Source organism: Fluviispira multicolorata, from assembly GCF_009208585.1.
In the GTDB taxonomy this organism is placed as follows: Bacteria; Bdellovibrionota_B; Oligoflexia; order Silvanigrellales; family Silvanigrellaceae; genus Silvanigrella; species Silvanigrella multicolorata.
This window is the reverse complement of sequence record NZ_WFLN01000007.1, coordinates 252,871-276,010: the sequence shown is the minus strand read 5'-3', so window position 1 is coordinate 276,010 and position 23,140 is coordinate 252,871. Positions and strand designations below refer to the sequence as shown.

Below are 23,140 nucleotides of genomic sequence, written 5' to 3'. Positions count from 1 at the left end.
AAACAGATGAGAATTTCTCATCTGTTATTAAAAATTTAATTCTTTGATGTTACTAAGAAAAATTTTTAGTTTTGAGCAACAACCCAAATATTAAATTGTGCTGAAACTTCTGGATGGAGCTTAACAGAGCCTTTGTAAACTCCTACAAGCTTGATTTCGTCGATGATAGTAATCATACGACGATCAATTTCATGCCCTGCAGAATGGAAAGCATCTGCAAGTTCTTGAGTTGTAACAGTCCCAAAGATTTTGTCTTCTTCACCAACTGGTTTTTGAATTGTTAAAGAAAGTGCGCTGATTGTTGCAGCAAGTTCAGTTGCAACAGCAAGTTCTTTTTGTTTTTTCAAATCAGCTTGACGACGTTGATGTTCAAGTGATTTTTGGTTTCTTTCGTCAGCTAAAACTGCAAGCTTACGTGGAAAAAGATAATTTCTTGCATATCCTGATTTAACTTTGATAAGATCACCAATATGACCTAAGTTTGGTACATTTGCTTGCAAAAGTACGAGCATAATTATAACCCTCTTGTATAAAAAACGAGTTCATTTTGAAAAACATAGAAAAATCTTAGGATTTAAGCTTTCTTCCACGCCAATCATACACATAATCAAGCAACCCTACAGCACCAAATGCTGCGAGAATTGCGTAAGGTCCAAATGATGCCTTTGAACCCAGAATAAAAAATAAAAATACAAAAGAAAGTACCAAAAAGGTTGATACTCTTTTATAAATTGTAAACATCCCCTGCAATGCCAATATAGTGATAACTACAAATGACATAACACTCATCAAAGCAAAAATAGGCGCAAAAGCCGTATGCTGTAAGGATGAAATGATAGACTCAAGGTTTCCATACCAAAATGCCATCGTACCAACAAATGCAACTGCAAGAAGAACAAGCGGAAGAGGTAAAGAGAAGTTTCTTAAATTCCAAGCACTCATTCCTTCAAATTTAAAAGAAAATCCTTGCCACATAATTGTATTATTTGGTTTCAAAGGCTTCCATAGACTTGCTAAAATTGACAGTTTTTGGTTGCCATTCCCTAAGCTTTGCGTCGCATGCTGGTTTATCAATATTGGAGTTTCTAATCTATTTGCTCGAACCATAGGCATAGCAAAAAGTACAGAAGTTAACTGAGCTGAAAAAGATGTAGGATGTCTGCGGACATAATTGACCACAGCACGTAATCTTTCAATTTGCTCAAACCCAAAATCAACAAAAACAACATTAGCAAATGAAATAAGCAATCCTATTAAGAAGAAGGAAGAACCTGCTCCAAATACAAGAAAAGCCATTCTTTGCCAAGAGTTATAATCTAAAAACGAGCGCACAGCCGGAACTGCAACAATTTGATCGATTTGTTCTTTGAATTGATCATATTGAGCAAGAGTTTGAACCTCTTTTACAGTTGGCTTTCTACCAGCAAACTGAGATTGAAGCTCTTCTTTTTTTAGAGCAATTTCTTGATGTATTTGTGTTTTCACTTCTCCATCAATTACTGTTAACTTTGTAGGTGTAAAACTTAAAAAGCCAAAAAATAAAATGACAGGGAGAAACAAAACAGAAGCTGCATAGAGCCAATGTTTTCTTTTTTCACGCAAATAAATCGCGCTCATGAAAAAAGGAATAGCAAATAAAACAATAACTCCCATGGATATAATACTTAAACTTGAAAATAAAATACCAAAAAGAAAAAATGACAAGGAAACAACAAGCATTAGCGAAAGAGCAATTCTTTTTCCAAGCATTGCAGCAACTTGAGCCACGTTAAAAAGAGCAAGAGGAATTAGCATAACAATAAAGCTTACAGCGACAAAAACGGCCGAAAACAATAAAGCAGGAGTGATTTTTTTCACAGGCGCATTATTATTTTCACTTGAACTTGAACCCTGTGGGTTGCTGAACTTTTGAGTCATGAAAAACCTCTAATTACAGCTTTAAAAGCATAGAAACGAACATTTTGTAAATTATTCGTCGTCACGGCCTCTGCGAGCGCCTAAAGACTCAGATTCTGCTTTTTCACGAGCAGCTTCTGCAGCTCTTTGAGCAGCAGCTTCTGCTTGTTGTTGAAGCTCTAAGCGACGATTTTCAACATTTACATTATCTGCAAGTTTGATAACCATAGAACGAAGAACATTTTCTTCGAGTTTTAAAATACGTTCAAGCTCATGAATATTAGCTTGATTTGTAGCTACGTCATAAACGAAGTAGTTACCACGAGTTTGCTTATTAATTGGATAAGCAAGGCGGCGGACACCCCAAGTGTCTTTTTTGACGACTTGTCCACCCTCAGTTCCAATGATAGTCTCCCATTTAGAAACCATCTTGGATAGTTCAGCTTCAGGCAGATCAGCCTTTGCAATGATCATTGCTTCGTATTCACGCATAGAATTCTCCTTATGGATCGCGCAACTAAAACTTGAGCCCCAGACATGAGGAGCAAGGAGTTTGGTCGAAGTAGCTCTCCTAACTTTATTTCTTACTTTTTTCAAGTCTATTTTAAATAGGTCGCTCGGTTTTGGGATTATTTCAGTTATTTTTTCTTTTAGCACTCAAAACACATTTGCGGATATTCGTGAAATTACGCTGTATCCATCTCAAGACATTAGAGTTTTTGAAAATTCAGACCTGCCGACAAAGACAGTTCGCCTCGGTTTAACAGAAAGCATAGTAAACCTAAAGTTTGTTCCTTGCTATATAATTCTTAATCAAATTCCAATTTTATATTCTGTTCTACAAAGCGGAGTGAGCTGTGGAACAAACATTTCAAATCGAGACTCCTTGTCCGTCGATATCATTCCTGAGGTAAATTACAAAGGAGCAAACGAGACCTATGCTTTAACTATTGGTTTTAACAATAATTTTGACTTAACTGCTGGAAAAAGAAATTGGCTGTTCCAAAGCTCCATCTACTACAAATTTTGGGACAATAAATTGCAGGATTCGCCATACAACATCGATACAAGACAACTTCTGCAGCTCTGGGGAAACGTTTTTGATTCTAACATCAGTATAGGCTTTCTCCACAACGATGAAAAAGGTCAAGAAGAGTCGCATAGCAGCTTTTCGAGTTATTTTTACTATAAACAAAGCCTCCCCCTTGCATGGAGGCAAATAGGAGGAGCTCGCAACACAGCTGCACTTGAATATAAAGCTATTGGAGCTTCATTTCGCAAAGAGTTCTTTAATTTTTTCATTTTCGGTATTGGAGTCGCCTTTTGGACCCTGACGTTTGATGGAATTCGTGCTTCTGGCCCTTTGCCAGAAATATATATTGCATTAGACATCTAAGTAAAAGCAGACTTTTGAAAGAAAATGCTTAAAATGTTTTTTAATATTAATTTTAATTTAATTGTTTTTATTATCATTTCTAGTCTTTTAAATTCTTGCCAATTTGATATGACGCATTCTTTATTTAATACGTCTAATTCAGAAAATATATTGTTTTTTTCTGAAAATGAAACAAGTGGATTTAATAATTTAAACGGAAATTTACAAATCGGATTCGCTGCAAGGACTATCGTCCCAATAAACCCAACTAGCCTCACAGGTTTCGGAGCACCCATGCGGCGACTTCTTCCTCCTGATATGACAAATATTGGTAACGGAGCAACTTATTGTAAGCCTTATACATCAATTGACAAACAACCTCGCGTTAAAGCAATGCTCATAAGTGGAATCAATAATGCAAACAAGATAGGATATTATTTATTAATAAGCTATGATGTTATAGCAATACCAACTGATTTTAATATAAAAATGATGGCTCAACTAAAAACAACTTTTCCAAACTTAAATTTAGATCAAACCAATGTGCAATTCGTGGCCACTCACACTCATTCTGGCTCTGCAGGTTTAACTGAAAATCCATTTTGGGCTGCGGCAGTTTGCGACAGATTTAATCCAGGCCTTTATAATACCGTAACAGCAACAACTCTACAAACAGTTGGTGACGCCTATACAAATTTATCTACTCCAAATGCAGTAGATATAACAAATGATCAAATTTCTGGTTATAACTACTCTCGATTTGATGGAATGCAGGTCGATACAAATGTGTACTATATGAATTTTAAAGATAGCGGTGCAAATTCTTTAGGATGTTTTATTGCTTATAGCGTTCATCCAACTTGGTATGGCATTGATGATTTGGTATTTAGTAGTGATCTTGCTGGATATCTTGAAAATGAATTACAAAGTGTAACAGGCTCTAAAACATGTATTTTTTTTAACTCAACCGTTGGCAATGCATCGGCCGTACCTCTTGGAGACAAAAATACATATGCTACTGGATTTATACAGGAGGTATTAAATAAAAAAGTAGTTGGTTCAACAATACCAAACCAATTTCAATATGGAAATTTATTTATTCACTTACCAAATTTCAAACTTAATTTCGCAGGATGCGGTCTTGATATCCATGGTTTACCACAAAGTTTTATAGATGCTGTATTTTCAGTAAAAAGCAGTTCTGTAACAAATAATATTACAAAAATAGCTTGGTTTAACATTAAAGGAACATATTTTTTTCTATTTCCTGGTGAACCTTTATATGATGTAAAGATAGATTTTCAAACTCAATTGAATAAATTATTTCCAGGAATTCAATCTTACTTTTTTCTTTCTACTTCAAATGATTACATAGGTTATATAATGAATTCGAGTAACTATACAGAAAAAAGTATGGAAACATGTTCTACTTTACATGGACCAGATACATCTTCTGTAGTCATAACTGGTTTTATGAATGCTTTAAAAGCAGCAGGTCAATAGTAATAATATAAAATCCAATTATATATTTAATAATTTTAGATTTAACACTTTATTTTTATTTAAAGTTACAATAACATAAATTTATAATTTGACAGAGTATTTACAAAATAAACTAGAGGAATCTATGGATTTAAAAGAAAAAAATCAATTAGGCTTAGAAATTATTGATATAAGTCATTGGTATTATCAATTGAAATATCAACTTTTAAAAAAATTTATTGATAAAAATTTTTCAAAATCTACTTTAAACCCAATCACTATACTTGATGTGGGCTGTGGTGCAGGAATTTTTTTAAGAGAACTTGCAAAAGATTATCATTCACTACAATGGAAATTCATAGGATATGACTATTATTTTGATGAACTGCCCTTGAGCCCAGATCTGCGTCTTCACTTTGTTAAGGAACTGCCAGAAAATTTAAAAGTTGATGCCGTTTTATTTATGGATGTAATAGAGCATGTTCCATCTGAACTTGAATTTTTTAATAACTTACTTACAAAAATAAATACAAAAGACAATCCTATTAAAGCATTTATAACCGTTCCCGCATTTATGCATTTATGGAGCCCTCATGATGTCTTTCTTAATCATTATAGGCGTTATACCAAAAAAACATTGGCAAGTGGGATTTCGCAATTCATAAAAATAGAGACTCAATACTTCTTTTACGCTACAATTTATCCACTTGTCTTAGTAATCAGATTTTTTAATAGAATCTTACATAGAAAGGTTAAATCAAATTTAAAGCCCACTCCAGTTCTTATAAATAAAGCGCTTATACTATTTCTTTCAATAGAAAAAAAATTAAATATTTATAATAAAATTGCAGGAGTTACTTTAGTTGCAGAAGGAACTATTAAAAAATCTTAAAATTAATTAATAAAGATTTTTTAATGTCCACTTCCTGAAGACTTATGAATATTAGGAAGAGAACTCATGACAGATGCATCTTTAGTATTTTCTTCTTTCTTTGAAACTTGCTTTGCGCCCACTTGTTTCTTTATTTCACTTCTATTCAAAAGATAATCTTTTGTATAAACCCATTTTTGTTCTGGTAAACCAGCCATAGAGTATTCTGGCCCAAGTCGAATAGCATCCACAGGACAAGCTTCTTCACAAAAACCACAAAAAACGCAGCGTAAAATATCAATTTCAAAACGCACGGGATATTTTTCAATTCCGTTATCAGAAGATTGTCCTGCAACGATATTAATACATTGAGCTGGACAATTTGTTGCACATAAAAAACAAGCTGTACAACGCACTTGTCCATCAGGACGCTTTGTTAAAAAGTGAGCTCCCTTAAAGCGCTCTGAATATTTATATTCAACTTCTGGCCATTGGATGGTAACAGACTCTTCTAGTTTAAAAAGTTGTTTTGCAAAAACAGAAATTGTCTGTCCAAGGCCAAGCAAAGTTGTAGACAAATAACCATTTTTTAGGCTCTTCTCAGGGTCTTTTGAAACGTTAATATATCCCATAATCAATGCCTCATGCTTTAATTTCTGCAAAAATATCTTCAATTCCCTTCATTGCAGGGAAAACAAGTGGATTCGCTTTTAACTTTTGGGGAATGCCCTTAAAGTTAATAAATGTTCCATTTTTTTCTGCAAAAACTTTGGTCGGAATTGCTAGAGAAAACTTTTTAGTAATTGGATTTAATGTCGTTCCAAAATAAATAACATTTGATAATTCAGCAAAGCGAGTCACTTCATTTGCAAACTGAGAATATGATTTTTCAATTTCAGGTCCAAAAACAAGAACTAGATTCGCACTTGAAGATGCAAGCGGTGAAAAATCTCCGCTTAATGTAACAGCTTGCGCAGCATGTTTTTCAAGAATTTGCGAAAGCCCTTTTGAGTTTGAATTGCGATCTCCACGCATTAATATTCCATCAAAGTCATCTATTTTTTCAGCACTGTCTCGCCAAACATATATTTTAGGTAAATTTCCTAAAATTGTTTTTAATGAAGTTAAAATATTTTCATACTCTTCATTTGTATATTGTGGAGTTAAGACAAGTGCAACTTTATCTGCATTACCTTTAACATTTTCAAGCTTTTGTTTGAATTCTTTACCCAATAAATTCCAAGATAAATGTTTTCCCGCTATTGTTGGAACAGCTAACCGATTTGTCGCATTTAAATGTTCATACATAGTACGACCTTCATCGCACATCCAATGTCCATTTACTTCCATATTTTTACGTGGTTTTAAACGATAATATTGTCTTTGATTTTTATGTTCATACAGAGTAATATTACAGCCTGTTGAACAACCTGGACAAATTGTTTTTGTTTCATTAAGAAACCAAACACGACACTTAAAACGGAAATCTTTTGCTGTAAATGCACCCACAGGGCAGATATCAACAATATTATAACTGTAATTATGTTGGATTTTTCTATTTGGAAAAGTACCGACAATAGAATGATCACCACGGTTGAAGATACCCAAAGAACTTGTTTTTGTAACTTCATCTTCAAATCTCACACAACGTGAGCACAATATACAACGCTCTGTATCAAGAACAAGATTATCCCCTACATCAAGAGCTTTTGGCTTGAGCACCTTATCTTCATCCATTTGTGAAGAATAGCGCCCAACCTTCATATAATAATTTTGTAGTTCACACTCACCTGCTTGATCGCAAATTGGGCAATCAAGTGGGTGATTAATAAGGTGAAACTCAAGCGCCCATTTGTGCGCATCTTTAACTTCATCACTTACCGTAATAACTTTCATGCCTTCGGTACACGTTGTATTACAAGCAATTTGAAGTTTTGGCATTCCTTCAATTTTCACCATACAAAATCGACACACTCCCGCCACAGAAAGGCCAGGATGCCAACAGAAACGAGGAATTTCTACTCCAAGAATTTCTGTTGCTTCAATGATAGAAGTTCCTTTTGGTACAGTGACTTCTTTGCCATCAATTGTTAACGTAACAGTTTCTGACATTTTATTACCCTTTTAGATATGGTTCAAATTCATGTGCAAATTTGGTAACAATGGCACGAGCAGGATCGGCTGCAGCATCGGAAAGAACACAAATTGTTTTCCCACGCATGTTATTTGCAATTGAATACATTCGATCCATATCTGTCTTTGTTCCCTTGCCTTTTAAAATATGTTTAGAAATTTTATAAAGCCATCCCGTTCCTTCCCGACAAGGAGTGCATTGTCCACAGGATTCATGCGCATAAAAATCCATCAAATTTTCAAGTACAGAAACCATACTCACATCTTCAGGAATGACGATGATTGCACCAGAGCCAAGCATAGACCCAGCACCTGCAATGGATTCGTAGTCGAGAGTGAGATTTTCACATTCTTTTGCCGTTAAAGCGGGAGCTGATGAGCCACCTGGAATGATTGCTTTTAATTTTTTTCCACCGATTAATCCTCCGCAATCTTCATTTATAAAGCGCATCAAAGGATAACCAAGCGGCAATTCATAGCATCCAGGGCGTGCAATCGGACCACTGACATTAAATAATTTTGTACCTGGAGATTTTTCTGTTCCAAATTTTTTATACGCTTCAGGACCATTGTGAATTATCCATGGAACAACTGCTAAAGATTCGACATTATTTACAACAGTTGGCTTACCTAAGTAACCCTTTACAGCTGGAAAGGGTGGTTTTAATTTGGGCTGTCCTTTTTTTCCTTCTAAAGAGGAAATAAGACCGGTTTCTTCACCACAAATATATGCACCTGCACCTGAATAAACATCCATATGATGCGTAAAGCCGGAGCCCATGATATTTTCACCTAGATAACCAGCAGCATAAGCTTCTTTAATAGCTTCTGCACACCATCTGATCTCATTGTGAAACTCTCCACGAATATAAATATAACTTTTTTGTGCTCCAATTGCATAAGATGCAATTATTTTTCCTTCAACAAGTGAATGAGGTGTCACTTCAGAAATATAACAATCTTTGTAAGTACCTGGCTCACCTTCATCAAAGTTCGTAATCAGATATTTTTCTCCAGGTCCTTTTGGCACAAAACTCCACTTTAAACCGGTAGGAAAACCAGCTCCACCACGCCCACGTAACCCTGAAGCTTTCACAGTGTTAATAACATCTTCAGGGCTCATACCGCCCTTTAAGACTTTCTCTAAGGCTTTATAGCCATTCCCTTTTTCAATATATGTTTGAATATTTCGCGCATTGGAGTGACCTTCAAGACCGAGCAATATACGAAATTCATCAGGCTTACGACCTTGATATTCGTTTTTAATAACTGGCATGGAGTCTCCCTTATTTATTTGCTTTGGCAGCTAGAGCAGCAGCGCAATGAACTGCAGCGTTTGGCAATTCCTTCGCACTGTACTCTTTTAGAAGCTGCAAAGCTTTCTCAGATGTTACATTATTATGGCGATCTTTATTTATTAAAGTAGAAGGAGCATATCCGCATTGCCCTAAACATTCTACACCATGAATTTCAAAGGGAAGTGGACGACCTTCCTTTTCTGCTTTTTCAATTTCGAGACGCAATGTTTTAATTGTGTCATTTGCGCCCATAAGCCAGCAGGAAATGCTTTTACAAACTTCAAAACGGTAAGGTTTTGGAGGCTGCTGTCTGTACATGGTATAAAATGTAAGAACTTCTCTTACATCGACCGCTGAAAGACCAAAGCTTTTTTCGAGGGTGTCCACATCTTCATCTGAAATCCAATCTTTTTCATCTTGAATTGCATGAAGAATAGGTAAAATACTCGAGCGCTTTGTTTCGTAGCGATTGAGAAAACCTTCAATGATTTTAATAAGTTCTGGTGAAAAAACTGGCATAAAAAATTGCCCCTTATCTATCAAGTTCGCCTGCAATGATGTTGATACTTCCTAAAGCAGCAACAGCATCAGCGAGGAAATTTCCGCGCACCATTTCTGGAAAACCACTTAAAAGTGCAAAACAAGGTGGACGGCATTTCACTCGGTAAGGAGTTCCACTGCCATCGGAAATGACATAAAATCCAAGTTCACCATTGGCTGCTTCGCTGCGGTGATAAACCTCTCCTTTTGGAGGCTGAACACCTTTAATGATAAGCATAAAGTGATTCATTAAACCTTCTATATTCCCATAAACATCTTTTTTACTTGGAAGTACGATGTTTTTATCGGGAACATTAATAGGTCCTCCAGGCATATTTACAAAACACCAACGTAAAATTTTAATACTTTGACGAACCTCTTCCATGCGCACAAGGTAACGATCATAAGTATCGCCATGCACTCCTACAGGAACATCAAATTTTACTTGATCATAGAACCAATATGGTTCTTCTTTACGAATATCGTATTCATAACCAGTTGCACGTAAACAAGGACCTGTATAGCCATATTGCACAGCAAGATCTTTAGGTAAAATTCCAGAACCTTTTGTTCTTTGAACAAAAATTCTATTTGTCGTTACAAGACTTTCAATTTCTGCGTGACGTTTTTCAATTTTATCAACGACACGACTGCATTCCTCAAGCCAACCTTCAGGAACTTCGAATCCCATTCCGCCAATACGCATTAAAGAAACAGTTAAGCGTGCTCCGCATAATTTTTCAAATAATGAATAAATTAATTCACGTTCTTCAAATAAATAAAAGAACCCCGTGATTGCGCCTAAGTCAACAAGATTGGCACCAACACAGACATAATGATCCATAATACGAGAAAGCTCATCTATAATCATTCGCATCATTTGTGCGCGTTCTGGTACTTTAATACCAATTAATTTTTCAACAGTTTCACAAAATGCACTGTTGTTCATGGGTGCTGAACAATAATTTAAACGATCTGTATATGGAATAATTTGATTATAATTATGATTTTCACACATTTTTTCAAAGCAGCGATGCAGATATCCAATTTCAACATCCATTTCCCTAATTCGCTCACCGCCGTCAATAACAGACATAAAACGTAAAGTACCATGGGTTGCTGGATGGGCAGGGCCAATATTTATCCACATGAGATCTTCGTGATCATATTTTTTCATGAGACGTTCACGATCTCTTTCAAAAATATTATCGAGCCCCTCGCCACGCATTGCCTGATTGTGATCAGCTGCATAATCTTTACGCAAAGGATGACCAACAAATTCGTTGTGAGTCAAAATACGGCGTAGATCAGGATGTCCTGAAAACTCAATACCGTACATATCCCATGCTTCGCGCTCAAACCAATCTGCGGTTTTCCAAACTCTCATTATAGTTGGAATAGACTCTTTTTCACCCACTTCGCATTTTACACGCAAGCGTTTATTAGATGTTGGACATAATAAATGATAAACGACATCAAATCGTTTTTCACGTTCTGGCCAATCAACTCCACAGAGATCCATCATAAATTCAAATTTATGTTTGTCACGAAGACAAAGCATGACATCAACAATTTTATCTTTAGCAATAATTAAAGTTTGCTCGTACTGCATATGAGTACGTTCTTCAAACTTTATTTCATTTGCTGAAACGATATTCTTCATATCTTCAATAATCGTAGCGTAAAAAGCATCCATCGCGGATATATCCTCCCCTGACGTGCTACATTTTCGGTGCCATAAGAATGCATCCCGAACGATATGTCAACTTGCAGCTACCAGAATGTTATAAGCCTAACTCAAATATAAAGATCAAATGACAAATCGGTTTCCACACTATACAAATGAAATCTCTAAATGAGAAAGAAGGCGATCCTTATGACCCAAATTTTAAGCATACATCAAAAAAATCCTGAAAAAAGACACATAAAAACTGCAATAGAAATTCTTGACAGCGGTGGAATTATTTTAGCTCCTAGTGAAACGGGCTATTGTTTTATAGGAGATGCATCTCGCGAATCTACTCATACACGATTTCTACAACTCCGCCCTGGACATCCTAAAAATAAACCTTTTAGTTTACTGTGCAAAAATATTTCGCAAGTCAGTCAAATAGCTAATTTAAACACACAGATTTTTCGTATTGCCACACGTGTGTGGCCAGGACCATATACCTTTATATTACAGTGTAATAAAAACACCCCAAAAATAGCGGCTGGTCCTAAACGAAAAACTGTCGGAATTCGTATATCGAGTCATCTAGTTTTAGCAAATATTCTTGATGAGTTTAAAAATCCACTCCTCATTACAAGTGTAACAGATGAAGATGAACTTATTGCACAAGATTATTTTGAAGAAGATAATCAACACGATTCTTGGTGGATAAACGTAACAGAAATATGTGCGCAAATCACAAATGGAAAAATAGATCTCGCATTAGAAAATGACGAAGTTGTACCGATTCATGTTTCGACAGTCATTGATTATTCAAAAAATGAACCTGAAATAATACGTGATGGAGGCTGGGATCTCACCATTTTAGGCTTAAATTAATGCTCATTAAATTAGCAAATCAATCCCCTGTCAATTTTATATCACATCTCAAATTGAGACTCATTCTCATTAAATAAATTATCTTAATATTCATATAGAGATTTTTTAATAGAGGAAATCAAATGAAATTAAAAAACTTATTCGCACTGTTTTCATTCGCAATAGTTTTATCATTCTGTATCAGTTCTTTTTATGCGCACGCTCAATAGGAATCATCACCTCATAAAAATTTTGATAGAGAAATATTAGATTTAGATCAGAGGAAAAAATTTGCAGAAAATATGGGAAAAATGATGAATCATGGTCCTATGCGACACCATGCGAAACCAGATAATGATGACTGATAATTCATATCGCCAAAAAGACTAAAGTCCTATAGATTAAAAAAGAAATAATTTAATTATAGAGGACTCAAGATGTCGTATTCAAGTGTCATTCAAAGTAAAATTTTTTCATTCGAAAACTTGAAAGATTTATTAGCAAAAGCATCTCCTGAAAGATCTGGAGATAAACTTGCTGGCATATGTGCAAAAACATCTGTAGAGAGAATGGCTGCAAAATTTGCACTTGCAGATGTCCCATTAAAAAACTTCTTAAATGAAGATCTCATTCCTTATGAACAGGATGAAGTTACAAGACTTATTATTGATACTCATGATAAAAATGCATTTCAATTTATTTCACACTTTACTGTCGGAGAATTTAGAGACTATTTACTTTCCGATGAAGTCAACGAAAATACATTAGCACAAATTGCAAAAGGTGTGACCCCTGAAATGGCTGCGGCTGTTTCAAAACTAATGAGAAATCAAGACCTCATCCAAGTTGCACGCAAGTGTAAAATTGTTACTCAATTTAGAAATACAATTGGATTAAAGGGACATCTATCGGTGAGATTGCAACCCAACCACCCCACTGATAATCTTGAAGGCATTGCAGCTTCTTTATTAGATGGCCTTTTTTATGGCAGTGGTGATGCTGTAATTGGCATAAATCCAGCAAGTGATAATATTCCAACACTCTCAACTTTAAATAAAATGCTTGCAGATATTATCGAAAATTTTGCTATCCCAACTCAATCATGCATATTAACTCATATAACAAATACAATTAAAATGATTGAAAATAATATTCCAGTCGATCTCGTCTTCCAATCAATTGCAGGGACTGAAAAAGCAAATAATCATTTTGCTGTTAACTTATCATTGATTAAAGAGGCGCATGAAGCAGCATTGTCCTTAAAGAGAGGAACCCTAGGTAACAATGTTATGTATTTTGAAACGGGGCAGGGAAGCGCTCTTTCTGCAAATGCACATTTCAATATAGATCAGCAGACTTGTGAAGCCAGAGCTTATGCTGTTGCGAGACACTTTTCTCCTTTATTAATAAATACAGTCGTTGGGTTTATTGGTCCTGAATATTTATTTGATGGAAAACAAATTATTCGAGCAGGACTTGAAGATCATTTTTGTGGGAAACTCATGGGGCTCCCTATTGGTTGTGATATTTGTTATACAAATCATGCAGAAGCTTGCCAGGATGACATGGATGTTTTGTTAACTCTGCTTGGAAATGCGGGAGTTACTTTTATTATGGGCGTTCCAGGAGCAGATGATATTATGCTTAATTATCAAAGCACATCTTTTCATGATGCTCTTTATTTAAGAGATCTTCTCAATTTAAAAAGAGCTCCCGAATTTGAAGATTGGCTCCTAAAAATAGGTCTAAAAAATATAGACAATCAATTGCTCATTCCAACTATAGATCACCCGCTCCTTCTTGGTCGAAATAATTAAGAGAGTTAATATGAGTAAAATTATTAAAGAAGATATATGGCAATTTTTAAAAAAGCATACTGACGCACGCATTGCTCTTGGACGAGTTGGGAAAAGCCTTCCCACTAAAGAATTATTAAATTTTAATTTATCCCATGCACTTGCCCGTGATGCCATTTACGAAACATTTCAAGTAAATTTAATAGAAGATAAATTAAAAGAAATGAATTTTAAATCACTTATTGTTAATAGCAAAGCATATGAGAAAGCAACTTATTTACTCAATCCAAATTTTGGTCGAGAATTGTGTGAAAAAAGCAAAATCATATTGATGGAGTCAACATGTTTAAACAATGATATTTGTATCATTGTTTCAGATGGATTATCGGCTGCGGCTGCAAACAATCACTCAGTTCATTTATTAAAAGAAATCGGAAAACAATTTCGCAATACAAAATTCACTTTTACTGAAATCATACTTGCTAAACAGGCTCGAGTTGCTTTGAGTGATGAAATTGGAGAAATATTAAAAAGTCGCTTTTGCATTATGCTTATTGGGGAACGTCCAGGACTTTCATCTCCAGACAGTCTTGGAATTTATTTAACCTACAATCCATATATTGGACGCACTGATGCTGACAGGAATTGCATTTCAAATATTCGCCCCCAAGGACTGTCTTATTTAGACGCCTCCATTAAACTCAAATGGCTTATCACTGAAGCAGAAAAATTAGGATCCTCAGGAGTGTTGCTAAAAGACGAAAGTTCACAGAATAAACAGAGTGAATTATACTGAACACACAAAAAATTTCCATTTCTTTTTCATACGCTTTAAACTATCCTTAAAAGCGAAAGCTCTCTGCCTAAAAAAGGTGCTATATGCTAAAATTTCTTTTATCAGTGACCTATTTTCTCTGCTTCAGTATCAACCTATTAAGTCACGCATTTTCTACAAATTTTTCGAAAGAGGCAAATGAATCTATCCATTGGGCAAGTGAAGTTTATCAACTTCCATCCATTTGGCTCAGTGTGTCTTTGGCAGGACAGAATGAACATTATAATTATTTGACTGGTGGATATATAAAAGGTGATGATAAAAAAATCAATGAAAAAGCACTTTATAAAGTTTCTGGTCTTACAAAAACTGTAACAGCAGAAATTATAAATAAGTTAATTCTAGAAAAAAAAATTAAATTAAATGATAAAATAGGAAAATGGTTTCCTGAATATCCTCTTTGGGGAAAAGCTTCAATTAAAGATCTTCTTAATAATACAAGCGGAATATTAGACTACACAAAATCTTTTCGCTGGAATGAAAATCTAATTAAAAATCCGACAAAAATATGGAATAGAAAAGATCTCTTAGACATCCCTTATGATGGCTCTATCTTATTTGAACCGGGAACTCAGTGGGAAAATAGCAACACAAACTATTTATTATTAGGAATAATCATAGAAAAAGTAACAAATAAAAGTCTTTCTGAGTTTTACAATACAATTATCAGTGGCAGTGATATGAAAAATTCTTATTATATTCCTGCAGCAATGCCGGACGATATTATTTCAAATTTAATTCATGGCTACACAAGAGATCAAATAGACATAGCAAAACTAAATGCTTCTTGGGCACTTTCTGTAGGAGGTCTTTATTCAAACCCGCATGATATGATTAAATGGTTTGAAACTCTATTATTTTCTAAAATTACTTTATTTAAAAATTCTCAAAATCCTCAGTTTGAAAACCCATTCATATCATTGACTACAACAAAATCATTAAAAAGATTCGATAGTATTGGCTTTAGTTCTGCTCTATACTCAATGCCTACTTCAAACGGAATTTTATGGTTTAATGCTGGTTATTTTCCAGGATATTTGTCTTTTGCTGGCATATTCCCTTGTAGCGGGATTATTTTTGCATATTCAACGTCACGTGTCCCCAAAAAAATGAATTTACAAGAAATAATTTTACAGAAACTTTTAAAATCAATTGAAAAAGATGAAATATTAAAAGAAAAAATTATGAAATATAAAACCGAAAATCAATTGCCCGCATTTTGTAAAAGCGAGCCCAAAAATGAAAAATTTATTTTTCCAGATGAAATTAGAAATTTATATTAAAAAACTTCCTCCGATATCTTTTCTTCCACAAGACATTGCGGCATTCAGTGCTAACTTATTTTTATAAAAAATATTCCCTGATAAAAAGAGATAATCTTTGAGATCTTTTCTTTTTGCAATTTCTCTGGAGAAAAGTACATATATATATTTTCCAAGATTTGTTCCACGATAATCATGATCTAAAATTATTTCGACGACGGTTATAGCTTTAGATCCATATAAAATATCTTTTTTTCCGGCAATAATTCCAATCCAATCTCCCATAAATTGAACATCAAATAATAGACCATGTGAAAAACACTCTTTAATATTTTCTTCGCTTTCAGCACGAGGCCAATTTTTACTGCAATCATTCGAATATTCTGTATTTTTCATGTAAATATTTGTATAATTTTTATACCAATTCATATTCTGAGAAATATTTAAACACAATGATGAAATCATTTTTCCTTGATTTTTTTCAACAATGCCCTGAATACTTCCCACTATAGAGCGCTCAAAAGGAATTATATTAACGTTCCCAACAGCCTTTTCTTCTCCATATTGATCTAAGAAGATTTCAACGTTTTTAGGGTTAAATTTAGCATATGTTAAACTTGCAACATCTTTTAATGCATTCAAAAAATTTTCATCCAACTCCATTTTACTAATCAATAATATTTTAACATACGCATTATTTAAATCACCTCTCCGAAAAAAAATACCACAAACTGCTTTTAAGTTACCTATTGGTGAAATTAATTTATAGAGATAGTCATTTATTGAAGTCCCAGCTAAAAAATGATTTTTTCTTAGAATATCTGCACTCTCATAATCGTACATTTTGCTTAAAACCGATTTAACATAACTTTTGTAATCAAAGTAAAATTCATCATTGAAATTATATTTTAGAAATTCATTTTCAAACTCAATCTTCAAACTTTCAATATGAACCCCATGCGAAACATCATAATATTCTGTTTGCTGATTTATCATAATTATTTCCTTAATTGCATCATTTCAATTCTAATTATTTATAAAGAAATAAAAGACGACAATCAAGGGTTAATTTAAATTGTTTTTAAGTTCTTAGAGATGAAAAAAAAATTATTTAACAATTTTGTTGTAAGAATTTACATCTTTTTCAATTCACTCTGTAAAGCATTTAATATTTTTTCAAAATGCTCTGATTTTGCTATAAGTGGGGGCGTTAAAGAAAGTACATCAGCACGTGGCCCTTCAGGTAAAACAATATAACCTAACTCTAAAAGAATTTCCATCATTGGAACTGCAAAGCCTTCTTTTTGAGTATAAAACCAGACCCCACGCATAAATCCTTTGCCACGAATTTCAAATGGAAACCTATCAGATAATCCATTTTTTTGCATAAATGAAATAAATTTTTGGAAAATAAAATCAATCTGAACTAATTCTTTTTGAAAAAGAGGCAATTTATTTTGAATTTCTTTGATAGTTTCATAAGCCACCGCGCATGCTAACGGATTTCCTAAAAATGTTTGTGTTTGTCTTGCTTCACCCTTAGATTTACCCCACACATCAAGAATTTCACCTACGCAAGCACTGATCGGTAAACCTCCTCCCATAGCTTTCCCAACACAAAGAAGATCGGGGATCACATTATAATGTTCATATGCAAACATTTTACCAGTTCTACCAAAGCCCGTATAAATTTCATCAAAGACAAGAAGTGTTCCATATTTTTTGCAAAGCTCCTTGCAGCTCTTAACGAAATCAGCAGAAAAACCTCTTTTTCCTCCACGCCCTTGAAAAGGCTCCATAATCAATGCCGCAAATTCTTTTTTCTTAAGCTCATCTTCCATCTGTTGTAAAACAATTTCGGGTTGCTCCAATTTGTGTTCAGTCCATAAATAATCTTTGGTTAAATGATTTTGGTTTGATGATAAATCTGATTTAAAATAAGGAAATGGTAAAGTAACTGTTTTACCTGAAATCCAACTTTCAAAACCCCTTGTAAAATCTTCTCTGTCATTCAAAACAAGGGGAGCAAATTGCAAACCGTGATAGCCACCTGAAAAACTTAAAAACCGCTTGCGCCCCGTCGCCAGCATTGCAGTTTTCATGGCCGACTCAATAGCATCGCCTCCACTTTGCCCCAATAAAGATTTTGCATTTTCAAATGGCGAAATTTCAGCTAAAAGCTCAAGCAATTTAATTTTTGCTAAGGTTGGATGCACATCACCCATACCATGTAATAACGACGCTGCTTGTTTACGTATAGCTGTGAGCGATGTCTTAGGCCTATGTCCTAAAGCAAGCACAGCAAAGCATGCTGTAAAATCGAGATAGCGATTGTTATCGACATCACGAATCCACATACCATTTCCTCGCTTCATAACTATTGGAAAGCGATCTGCAAAAAAAGTTGTATCAGGACACTCTACCTGTTGCAGGCGGGATAAGAACTTATCGGTTTGCTTACGTGCGTGAATCTTAGTCATCGTATTTAATCCAATTATGTGTATTATCATCAAAAAAATTAAGTAATTGCTCATTACTCTCTAGAAAGATATGTTTTCTTTTAAGAAAATGAATATCTTCTAGATCTGCTTTAAATACATCATTACTTAAAAATGTTTCAATAGATTTATAGAAAATTTGAATAGGAACTGGAATGTTTTCATTTCCTTTCATAACTAAATACGATTTTAAAGTATCATCTTTAAAATATATACTGTATTTGATTATATAAGTTTGTATAAAACATCTTACAAGAAGACATTTAAAAAAAATCTCACCTACTTTTGCAAATTTTTTAAATTTATACACATCAAAATCATATTTAAAGTTTTCAAGAATATTAATTATTTCACGAGGTGTGTAATCTAATAACCATTCGGGCTTTTGAAAAGGATTTTTAAAACTATCATTCAATAAAAAGAGAGCCGTTAAAAATTCTATTAATATTCGTTCATTAACTTGCCAAGATGCAGGTATATAAACTATTTTTCCTTCAATTTTCTCGCATTTTTTTGAAACATTAAATTTTGAATTTTTATTCTCAATATCTTTAAAAGACTCGTTGTAATTTAGTAATACAATATAAGTAGTTTTTAAATGCCATAAATTACTTAATAATGCCCATTTATCTTTCTCTTTAAGTGAGCTATTATCCAGATCATCTAAAATATAAACTCTATGTCGATTTAAATAACTTAGATTTCTTTTCTCCAATATCTGATAACATAAATTAAAAATCGGCAATCCTTTCAGTGCAATTATTTTACTTGAAGAGCTTAAAAATTCGCTACATGCATATGTCATTTTATACTTATTAGTGGCAAAAACATAAAGTATAATAAGACACACAGCTATGAATTCAAAATCATAATATGCAATAATATTTGCTACGATAAATATTAGAAAAACAATAAGAGAAAAAATAATTAAAATCTTTTGTAAACCTGCCACATACATATAAGACTCATTTAAAGATGAGACACTTATAAAATTTCTTTTTTTAAAATAAAATTCACTGCTTTCTTCATGCATAAATTTTTCTATGAAATGCGTCTTACCACTTCCTTCTGGACCTAAAAGAAAAATTATTTTTTCTCGATTTGCTAAAAAAAAGTTGAGCTTATCTTTTACATCTTTATAATCTTTGAAATAATTTTGATCACTTTTTTTTAACATCAATGGAGGATCATTCAAAACAAGTCTCGAAAAATTTTCACGACAGCCTTTTAAGGAAAGATCATCACTTGACATAATAACCTCTTTTTAAAAATCACATTGCTCTCCTAAATTGTCCTCCTACAGCATAGAGCGAATGAGTAATTTCTCCAAGAGAAGCATGTCGAGTTGTGTGCAAGAGCTCTTCAAAAATATTTTCGCCAGCAAGCACTTTTTTTTGCAAACGTAACAGAGCTTCTTCAGTAGACTTTTCATTTGTTTTCTTAAAGTTTTGTAAACGAACAAGTTGCTCATCTTTTTCTTCATATGAAGCACGTGAAAGCTGCATTTCCACAGGAATATAATTTGCCTCTGCATTGGGTTTTAAATAAGTATTCACACCAATAATTGGCAATTTACCCGTGTGTTTTAAAGTTTCATAGTACAGACTTTCTTCTTGAATTTTTCCTCTTTGATATTGAGTTTCCATTGCGCCAAGAACACCACCCCGCGATGAAATCCTGTCAAACTCTGCTAAAACAGCTTCTTCAACAGCATTGGTAAGCGATTCAATAAAGTAACTACCCTGCAATGGATTTTCATTTTTTAAATTACCAAACTCTCTCGCCAAAATAAGTTGAATAGCCATGCTTCTTCTTACGCTTTCTTCTGTAGGAGTTGTTACAGCTTCATCATAAGCATTGGTGTGTAAAGAGTTACAATTATCGCAAAGAGCAAGTAAAGCTTGTAACGTTGTTCGAATATCATTAAAATCCATTTCCTGTGCATGCAAAGAACGACCACTTGTTTGAATGTGATACTTTAATTTTTGTGATCTTTCATTTGCTTTATATTTATCACGCATTGTAATTGCCCAAATGCGACGGGCCACACGCCCAATAACAGAATATTCTGGATCCATTCCATTGCTAAAAAAGAATGCTAAGTTTGGTGCAAAGTCATCAATATGCATTCCCCGACTTAAATAATATTCCACATAGGTAAATCCATTTGCCAATGTAAAAGCCAACTGCGTGATAGGATTCGCACCCGCTTCGGCAATATGATAACCAGAAATACTCACCGAATAATAATTTCTAACCTTTGATTTAACAAAAAATTCCTGAATATCTCCCATCATTTTCAAAGCAAAATCAATAGAAAAAATGCAAGTATTTTGTGCTTGATCCTCTTTCAAAATATCTGCTTGCACAGTGCCACGCACTGTTTCAAGTGTAAAATTTATCACCGCATTTTTCTCATCCTCTGTTAACTGAGATCCTTTTTTTTCTTTAGCAATCTCTAATTGCTGATCGATTGCTGTATTAAAAAAATAGGCAAGAATTATGGGAGCAGGGCCATTGATTGTCATACTTACGCTCGTATTCTGATCACATAAATCAAATCCCCTATACAACAATTTCATATCATCAAGCGTTGCAATACTCACCCCACTTTCACCCACCTTGCCATAAATATCTGGTCTTTTTGCAGGTTCATCTCCGTATAACGTAACACTGTCAAAAGCTGTAGAAAGCCTTTTTGCACTGTCATTTTTAGTTAAAAAATGAAAGCGATTGTTAGTTCGTGCAGGCCCACCTTCACCTGCAAATTGTCTTTTTGGATCTTCATCCACTCTTTTAAATGGGAATACTCCTGCTGTAAAAGGAAAAGAACCGGGTACATTTTCATTGCGTAAATATTTAACTATCTCACCATAATCTTCATTTTGAGGTAAATATATTTTCTTAATTTTTAAGCCTGATAAAGATATAATATTGGTATTAACTTCATACTGTTTTCCACGCACCTCATACCTAAAGGCATCACTTAAATAGTTTGCGCGCAATGCTTCCCATCCCTGCAATTCTATTTTTATATTCTTTGGCAGATGATCCCATTGTTTTTTAATTTCTTTGTCAAGCATTTGCTGAAATGAATGTTCTTTTATTAATTTTTTACTTCTTTCCATAGCAAAAATATCTGTTGTTGTTTTTACAAGAGCTATTGTTTCTTTATGATAATCATGAATTACTGAAACAATTTCGCTTAAATAATTTGTTCTATTTTGTGCTATAATAGGAGCAACATTTGTTGATTTTTTTGAAATTTTTAAATCATGCCTTTGTTTCCACGATATCTCTTTGCATTTTTCTTCAATAACTTTTAATAATTCTCTGTATAAAGCATTGACTCCATCATCATTAAATTTAGATGCAATTGTGCCAAAAACAGGGTAATTCTCTTCTTTTATATTTTTATTTCCTGCATAGCGACTTCGACGAATAGTGGTTTTTACATCACGAAAAGCGTCTTCTGAACCACGTCTGTCAAATTTATTAATCGCAATTAAATCTGCAAAATCAAGCATATCTATTTTTTCGAGCTGTGTTGCAGCGCCAAATTCACTCGTCATTACGTAGAGTGACAAATCAGACACATCGAGAATTCCTGTATCTCCTTGTCCAATTCCACTTGTCTCCACAATAATAAGATCAAAACCCACACTGCGTGCAAGACAAATAGCTTCACCTGTTACTAAAGAAAGCTCGCTTTTACTTCCACGCGTGGCAAAACTATGCATAAAAATATTTTCATGATTAATCGCATTCATTCGAATGCGATCGCCAAGCAGAGCTCCACCCGTCTTGCGTTTTGAAGGATCCACGCTAAATATACATATTTTTCTTTCAGGAAATTCAAAGCTAAAACGTCGAATCAATTCATCCGTTAAACTGCTTTTACCAGCCCCTCCCGTACCTGTTACTCCTAAAACAAGTGGAGGATTTTTATTGTTACCTTCTTCATTTTTCCTTTTTCCATTTTCAATTTGCATTAATATTTTTGAAGGCAATCCTTGAAAATTATTTTCTATAACACTCAAAGCTCTTGCCATACGCAAATGATCATTCGCTAAAATATCACGATTTTCCATTTCATCGGCCCAAATGTCTAAAGCATAATCTGATTTCTCGAGCATATCGCAAATCATTCCTTCAAGACCCATTTTAAGCCCATCATCCGGAGAGTAAATGCGCGTGATGCCTGATTGATGCAATTCATCAATTTCTTTGGCAATGATGACACCACCTCCTCCACCAAATATTTTCATGTCAGGGCGCCCCATTTTATCCAGCATTTCTCTCATGTATTTAAAATATTCAACATGACCACCTTGGTAAGAACTCACAGAAATGGCATGTACATCTTCTTCAACTGCAGCATTGACAACCTCATTCACACTGCGGTTGTGACCCAAATGTATGACCTCTGCTCCACCTTGTTGCAACAGTCTTCTAATGATATTGATGCTCGCATCGTGTCCATCAAATAGAGCCGTCGCAGTCACAAATCTAACTTTGTTTTTAAGCCGATAGCTAAAACTTGTTTCCATCGCTTTTATTCCTCTATGATAACGCGATATCGAATCGCTGCTTTGGTTTGAATCTGAAGTGGTCGATTGAGATT

The 23,140-nt window shown here is 34.1% G+C and carries 19 protein-coding genes; 7 read left to right on the top strand and 12 right to left on the bottom strand.

Going from position 1 to position 23,140, the window contains the following annotated elements:
• Positions 1-65 precede the first annotated feature (65 nt).
• From rplI to rpsF, 3 genes are read right to left on the bottom strand one after another with little or no spacing between them, the layout of a single operon-like run.
• On the bottom strand, positions 66-512 hold the full coding sequence (gene rplI, locus GCL57_RS10245) for a 50S ribosomal protein L9 (protein ID WP_152213249.1): 447 nt from the start codon (positions 510-512) through the stop codon (positions 66-68).
• Positions 513-567: 55 nt separating this feature from the next.
• A complete protein-coding gene (locus GCL57_RS10240) occupies positions 568-1,917 on the bottom strand; it encodes a hypothetical protein (RefSeq protein ID WP_152213248.1) in 1,350 nt (449 codons plus the stop codon).
• 51 nt (positions 1,918-1,968) lie between these two features.
• On the bottom strand, positions 1,969-2,388 hold the full coding sequence (rpsF, locus tag GCL57_RS10235; RefSeq protein WP_152213247.1) for a 30S ribosomal protein S6: 420 nt from the start codon (positions 2,386-2,388) through the stop codon (positions 1,969-1,971).
• A 61-nt stretch (positions 2,389-2,449) separates the two neighbouring features.
• On the opposite strand from rpsF, the gene GCL57_RS10230 reads away from it, so the two are divergent.
• The 3 genes from GCL57_RS10230 to GCL57_RS10220 all read left to right on the top strand — a co-directional run bounded on the left by GCL57_RS10230 (position 2,450) and on the right by GCL57_RS10220 (position 5,645).
• Positions 2,450-3,292, top strand: coding sequence for a hypothetical protein (locus GCL57_RS10230; RefSeq protein ID WP_152213246.1), 843 nt, complete (start codon positions 2,450-2,452; stop codon positions 3,290-3,292).
• Positions 3,293-3,325: 33 nt separating this feature from the next.
• The gene (locus GCL57_RS10225; RefSeq protein WP_161597699.1) at positions 3,326-4,774 is read left to right on the top strand and encodes a neutral/alkaline non-lysosomal ceramidase N-terminal domain-containing protein; all 1,449 of its coding nucleotides are present in this window, start codon (positions 3,326-3,328) and stop codon (positions 4,772-4,774) included.
• Between the two features lie 124 nt (positions 4,775-4,898).
• Positions 4,899-5,645: a class I SAM-dependent methyltransferase gene (locus GCL57_RS10220; protein WP_152213244.1), complete on the top strand. Its 747-nt coding sequence runs from the start codon at positions 4,899-4,901 to the stop codon at positions 5,643-5,645.
• A 20-nt stretch (positions 5,646-5,665) separates the two neighbouring features.
• Here the strand turns inward: GCL57_RS10220 and GCL57_RS10215 are convergent, their stop codons facing one another.
• Genes GCL57_RS10215 through nuoD form a run of 5 tightly spaced genes read right to left on the bottom strand, consistent with a single transcriptional unit; the run spans position 5,666 to position 11,291 of the window.
• Complete coding sequence (locus GCL57_RS10215) at positions 5,666-6,256, bottom strand: NuoI/complex I 23 kDa subunit family protein (RefSeq protein WP_152213243.1); 591 nt, start codon at positions 6,254-6,256, stop codon at positions 5,666-5,668.
• 10 nt (positions 6,257-6,266) lie between these two features.
• The gene (locus GCL57_RS10210) at positions 6,267-7,736 is read right to left on the bottom strand and encodes an NADH-quinone oxidoreductase subunit G (protein WP_152213242.1); all 1,470 of its coding nucleotides are present in this window, start codon (positions 7,734-7,736) and stop codon (positions 6,267-6,269) included.
• 4 nt (positions 7,737-7,740) lie between these two features.
• Positions 7,741-9,033, bottom strand: a complete 1,293-nt coding sequence (gene nuoF, locus GCL57_RS10205) for an NADH-quinone oxidoreductase subunit NuoF (RefSeq protein WP_152213241.1) — start codon at positions 9,031-9,033, stop codon at positions 7,741-7,743.
• 10 nt (positions 9,034-9,043) lie between these two features.
• Entirely contained in the window at positions 9,044-9,574 is a 531-nt protein-coding gene (locus tag GCL57_RS10200; RefSeq protein WP_152213240.1) for an NADH-quinone oxidoreductase subunit NuoE family protein, read from the bottom strand.
• A gap of 13 nt (positions 9,575-9,587) precedes the next feature.
• A complete protein-coding gene (nuoD, locus tag GCL57_RS10195; RefSeq protein ID WP_152213239.1) occupies positions 9,588-11,291 on the bottom strand; it encodes an NADH dehydrogenase (quinone) subunit D in 1,704 nt (567 codons plus the stop codon).
• 180 nt (positions 11,292-11,471) lie between these two features.
• Between nuoD and GCL57_RS10190 the strand changes: the two genes are divergently transcribed.
• The 4 genes from GCL57_RS10190 to GCL57_RS10175 all read left to right on the top strand — a co-directional run bounded on the left by GCL57_RS10190 (position 11,472) and on the right by GCL57_RS10175 (position 16,039).
• Positions 11,472-12,146 (top strand): L-threonylcarbamoyladenylate synthase, encoded by a 675-nt coding sequence (locus GCL57_RS10190; RefSeq protein ID WP_161597698.1) that lies wholly within the window; start codon positions 11,472-11,474, stop codon positions 12,144-12,146.
• 416 nt (positions 12,147-12,562) lie between these two features.
• Positions 12,563-13,942, top strand: a complete 1,380-nt coding sequence (locus tag GCL57_RS10185; RefSeq protein WP_152213237.1) for an ethanolamine ammonia-lyase subunit EutB — start codon at positions 12,563-12,565, stop codon at positions 13,940-13,942.
• Between the two features lie 10 nt (positions 13,943-13,952).
• A complete protein-coding gene (eutC, locus tag GCL57_RS10180) occupies positions 13,953-14,717 on the top strand; it encodes an ethanolamine ammonia-lyase subunit EutC (protein ID WP_152213236.1) in 765 nt (254 codons plus the stop codon).
• An 83-nt stretch (positions 14,718-14,800) separates the two neighbouring features.
• Positions 14,801-16,039: a serine hydrolase domain-containing protein gene (locus GCL57_RS10175; protein ID WP_152213235.1), complete on the top strand. Its 1,239-nt coding sequence runs from the start codon at positions 14,801-14,803 to the stop codon at positions 16,037-16,039.
• Here the strand turns inward: GCL57_RS10175 and GCL57_RS10170 are convergent.
• The 4 genes from GCL57_RS10170 to icmF all read right to left on the bottom strand — a co-directional run bounded on the left by GCL57_RS10170 (position 16,031) and on the right by icmF (position 23,066).
• Positions 16,031-17,014 carry a hypothetical protein gene (locus tag GCL57_RS10170; protein ID WP_152213234.1) on the bottom strand — a complete coding sequence of 328 codons (984 nt, stop codon included), beginning with the start codon at positions 17,012-17,014 and terminating at the stop codon, positions 16,031-16,033. The two genes, GCL57_RS10175 and GCL57_RS10170, sit on opposite strands and share 9 nt — an antisense overlap.
• A 137-nt stretch (positions 17,015-17,151) precedes the next feature.
• Entirely contained in the window at positions 17,152-18,498 is a 1,347-nt protein-coding gene (locus tag GCL57_RS10165; protein WP_161597697.1) for a class-III pyridoxal-phosphate-dependent aminotransferase, read from the bottom strand.
• Positions 18,491-19,768: a hypothetical protein gene (locus GCL57_RS10160; protein ID WP_152213232.1), complete on the bottom strand. Its 1,278-nt coding sequence runs from the start codon at positions 19,766-19,768 to the stop codon at positions 18,491-18,493. Before GCL57_RS10160 ends, GCL57_RS10165 begins: the two co-directional genes overlap by 8 nt.
• Positions 19,769-19,787: 19 nt before the next feature.
• Entirely contained in the window at positions 19,788-23,066 is a 3,279-nt protein-coding gene (icmF, locus tag GCL57_RS10155; protein ID WP_152213231.1) for a fused isobutyryl-CoA mutase/GTPase IcmF, read from the bottom strand.
• Positions 23,067-23,140: the final 74 nt, after the last annotated feature.

Coding starts and splice junctions, on each gene's coding strand:
- rplI (WP_152213249.1), bottom strand. CDS start 512: ATGCTCGTACTTTTGCAAGCAAATGTACCAAACTTAGGTCATATTGGT.
- GCL57_RS10240 (WP_152213248.1), bottom strand. CDS start 1,917: ATGACTCAAAAGTTCAGCAACCCACAGGGTTCAAGTTCAAGTGAAAAT.
- rpsF (WP_152213247.1), bottom strand. CDS start 2,388: ATGCGTGAATACGAAGCAATGATCATTGCAAAGGCTGATCTGCCTGAA.
- GCL57_RS10225 (WP_161597699.1), top strand. CDS start 3,326: ATGTTTTTTAATATTAATTTTAATTTAATTGTTTTTATTATCATTTCT.
- GCL57_RS10220 (WP_152213244.1), top strand. CDS start 4,899: ATGGATTTAAAAGAAAAAAATCAATTAGGCTTAGAAATTATTGATATA.
- GCL57_RS10215 (WP_152213243.1), bottom strand. CDS start 6,256: ATGGGATATATTAACGTTTCAAAAGACCCTGAGAAGAGCCTAAAAAAT.
- GCL57_RS10210 (WP_152213242.1), bottom strand. CDS start 7,736: ATGTCAGAAACTGTTACGTTAACAATTGATGGCAAAGAAGTCACTGTA.
- nuoF (WP_152213241.1), bottom strand. CDS start 9,033: ATGCCAGTTATTAAAAACGAATATCAAGGTCGTAAGCCTGATGAATTT.
- GCL57_RS10200 (WP_152213240.1), bottom strand. CDS start 9,574: ATGCCAGTTTTTTCACCAGAACTTATTAAAATCATTGAAGGTTTTCTC.
- nuoD (WP_152213239.1), bottom strand. CDS start 11,291: ATGGATGCTTTTTACGCTACGATTATTGAAGATATGAAGAATATCGTT.
- GCL57_RS10190 (WP_161597698.1), top strand. CDS start 11,472: ATGACCCAAATTTTAAGCATACATCAAAAAAATCCTGAAAAAAGACAC.
- GCL57_RS10185 (WP_152213237.1), top strand. CDS start 12,563: ATGTCGTATTCAAGTGTCATTCAAAGTAAAATTTTTTCATTCGAAAAC.
- eutC (WP_152213236.1), top strand. CDS start 13,953: ATGAGTAAAATTATTAAAGAAGATATATGGCAATTTTTAAAAAAGCAT.
- GCL57_RS10175 (WP_152213235.1), top strand. CDS start 14,801: ATGCTAAAATTTCTTTTATCAGTGACCTATTTTCTCTGCTTCAGTATC.
- GCL57_RS10170 (WP_152213234.1), bottom strand. CDS start 17,014: ATGATAAATCAGCAAACAGAATATTATGATGTTTCGCATGGGGTTCAT.
- GCL57_RS10165 (WP_161597697.1), bottom strand. CDS start 18,498: ATGACTAAGATTCACGCACGTAAGCAAACCGATAAGTTCTTATCCCGC.
- GCL57_RS10160 (WP_152213232.1), bottom strand. CDS start 19,768: ATGTCAAGTGATGATCTTTCCTTAAAAGGCTGTCGTGAAAATTTTTCG.
- icmF (WP_152213231.1), bottom strand. CDS start 23,066: ATGGAAACAAGTTTTAGCTATCGGCTTAAAAACAAAGTTAGATTTGTG.